This is a genomic window from Thermosphaera sp., from assembly GCF_059755995.1.
Map to the genome: position 1 here is coordinate 1 of NZ_DBOUKL010000065.1, position 2,581 is coordinate 2,581.

3 protein-coding genes and 1 rRNA gene are annotated in these 2,581 nt (G+C 51.0%); 3 read left to right on the plus strand and 1 reads right to left on the minus strand.

Translation table 11 applies throughout. From position 1 onward, the window contains the following. A partial coding sequence (locus tag AC3OH0_RS06415) for an FAD-dependent oxidoreductase (protein WP_498345192.1) occupies positions 1–553 on the minus strand: 553 nt, incomplete at its 3' end. Between the two features lie 213 nt (positions 554–766). Between AC3OH0_RS06415 and AC3OH0_RS06420 the strand changes: the two genes are divergently transcribed. From AC3OH0_RS06420 to AC3OH0_RS06430, 3 genes are all read left to right on the plus strand, one after another. Beyond that, positions 767–1,483: a phosphoglycolate phosphatase gene (locus tag AC3OH0_RS06420; protein ID WP_498345193.1), complete on the plus strand. Its 717-nt coding sequence runs from the start codon at positions 767–769 to the stop codon at positions 1,481–1,483. Next, on the plus strand, positions 1,484–2,113 hold the full coding sequence (locus AC3OH0_RS06425) for an HAD family hydrolase (RefSeq protein WP_498345194.1): 630 nt from the start codon (positions 1,484–1,486) through the stop codon (positions 2,111–2,113). 355 nt (positions 2,114–2,468) lie between these two features. Beyond that, a 16S ribosomal RNA gene (locus AC3OH0_RS06430) occupies positions 2,469–2,581 on the plus strand; the annotation flags it as partial.

Here is a 2,581-nt window from a genome sequence, read left to right on the forward strand (position 1 = left end):
CTACAGCACTGTACCCTCCCCCGATCACCACCACCCTCTTGCCTGGCTCGGGCTTCCTATTGATTAGCTTCAGCTCGAAAAGCCTGAAGCCGTAGACGTACTCCAGTGCTGAGATAACACCTTTAGCGTTGGACCCTGGGAGGCGCGGTATTTTGGAAACCCATGTCCCCGTTGTTATGAGCACCAGGTCGTAGTTGTTCACAACCTCCTCAAGGCTTATCTTCTTTTCAACGAACATGTCGCCTTCCTCGTGGTGTTTCTCCTCGCCTGTGAAAACCTTGGTTCTAGTCGAGAAGTTTACTCCGAATTTTTCCTCAAGCTCTCTCACGCCGAGCAGTACCCTGTGCCTGGGTATTCTCCACGGGGGGATTGCGAACAGCATTAACCCTCCGGGTAATGGTTGCTTATCGTATACTGTTATCTCGAAGCCTTGGCATGACAAGTACCCTGCCGCCGCTAAGCCGGCGGGGCCGGCTCCTATGATTGCTACTTTCAAATTGTTCGACGGCGGCCTCTCCTTGCACATAAATGCGAACTTGAGGTAATCACCCAAAGCTTCTCACTCACGCGTTTTTATAATTGGATGCCTTTATAATTCTTATGTGTGATTACTTATAAAGTGTCTAAAGACACGTTTTTCCCATTAAAATATATATCAACATGGAGTTTTACATACTTAAATATGTATCAAGAATTTTCGTAAATAGTTTATTAGGATAAACCATCAGTATTTTTCAATTTAAGAAGGCGGCTGCGGGCTGGAATAATGAGCAGGGTCAGGATAGTTTTCATAGATGTTGACGGGACTATTACGGAGGGGAGGGATACCTACCTGCTGGACCTTGAGCTTGTGAGTGTTTTAAGGATGCTTGCCGGCCAAGGGGTTTACGTTAGCATAGTGTCAAGCAACGCGTTGCCCGTGGTTATAGGGCTTGCGAGATACCTCGGGTTCAACGGCCCTGTCACAGGGGAGTCTGGCTCACTGGTTTACTATGATAAATGGGGCCTTGTCGAGCTGGCCGGATCCCCCACGAGGCACGTATACGTTGACGTTCTGGAGAGGTTTAAGGACTATGTTGACGACACGTGGCAGAACCGTTTCAGAATATACGAGTATGCTTTAAAAGTTAGGAAGGGGTTCGACGGCTGGATGGTTTACAGGATGGTTGCTGATTACGTTGAATCCAACTACAGGGATGTCCGCGTCGGCTACAGCGGTTACGCGATACATCTAATGCCCAGGGGCGTTGACAAGGGTGTTGCGGTGAAGTATGTTCTGGATCGAATGGGCATCAACCCTGATGAAGCAGCAGGGGTTGGCGACAGCGTGATGGATGTTGAAATCATGAAGCATGTTGGCCTCAGGGTTGCCGTGGGGAATGCTGATGAAGAGTTGAAGAAGGTTTGCAACATCGTGCTGGATAAGCCGAGCTCTAAGGGTGTTTTAGACTTCGCCAGGATGATTATTCAGGGTGCTGTCTAGTTGAAGAAGCTGCTCCTTTTCGACCTTGACGGGACCCTGGTGGATAGTGAGGACTTCATAGTCTGGTCTTTCCTCGAAGCTGGGAGAAGGCTTGGCGTGGAGATTGATCCTGGGAGAGTTAGAAGGATGATAGGTTATCCGCTGGACAGTGTTCTCAATGAAGTGCTCGACTCAGCGGGTGTTGACCTTGAAGAGTTTAAGCGTGTTAGGAAGGGTATTGTAGAGGAGAATTGGAGGAGCATGGTGAGGGTGTTCCCGGATGTTCCAGAGGTTCTCGAATACTTGAAGAGGAGAGGTTACATCCTCGGGGTAGCCTCCTCGAGCGTGACATCCAGGATTAAAGCTTTCCTAGAGTACTTCGGGCTTAAAGAGTTTTTCCAGGTAGTATCCGGTGTTGAGGAAGGGGTTAGGGGTAAGCCTGAGCCAGACGTTATCTTGAGAGCGGTTTCCACGGCAGGGGTTTCCGTCAGCGAAGCAGTCTACGTGGGTGACAGGGATGTCGACTGCATAGCCTCCCGCAGGGCAGGGGTTGACTTCATACTGGTTGAGAGAACCCCAGAGCCCTTAGATTCTGGGTGCGAGCCTGTTTTAACAGTTAAATCGCTGAGAGAGCTCACCCGCTTCTTCTAAGCAATCTACCGTGGAATCCTATTTTAGGATGTTTACTAATAATTATTAACGCCCGCGGCAATCCCGGCGGCGGCATGGTTGTGACGCCGGGCATAGCCCGGTGAGTGATTAACCGGCCTCCTGCCGCGGGTACATGTGGATGTGTTTCAAACATTCCATGAATGTTTCAATGATCAAGAGGGGTAAAGTATATAAATCCCCCTTGTAAGATATGAATCTAGACGCTTACTCGGTAGTATGGAGACCCGAGCCAACCGGGGGACGCTACCCCCGGGATGCTCAGGTCTGACGAAGGGTGCACGGGCTCAATCCCGTGTTAAGCGCAGAAACCCTCCCACCGTCCTAAGCGGCCGTAACTCCGGTTGATCCTGCCGGACCCGACCGCTATCGGGGTGGGGCTAAGCCATGGGAGTCGCACGCTCCGCCGCTGCGGGGCGTGGCGCACGGCTGAGTAGCACGTGGCTAACC

Excerpts from the sequence above, each read along its gene's own strand:
- AC3OH0_RS06420 (WP_498345193.1), top strand. The coding sequence starts at position 767 with ATGAGCAGGGTCAGGATAGTTTTCATAGATGTTGACGGGACTATTACG.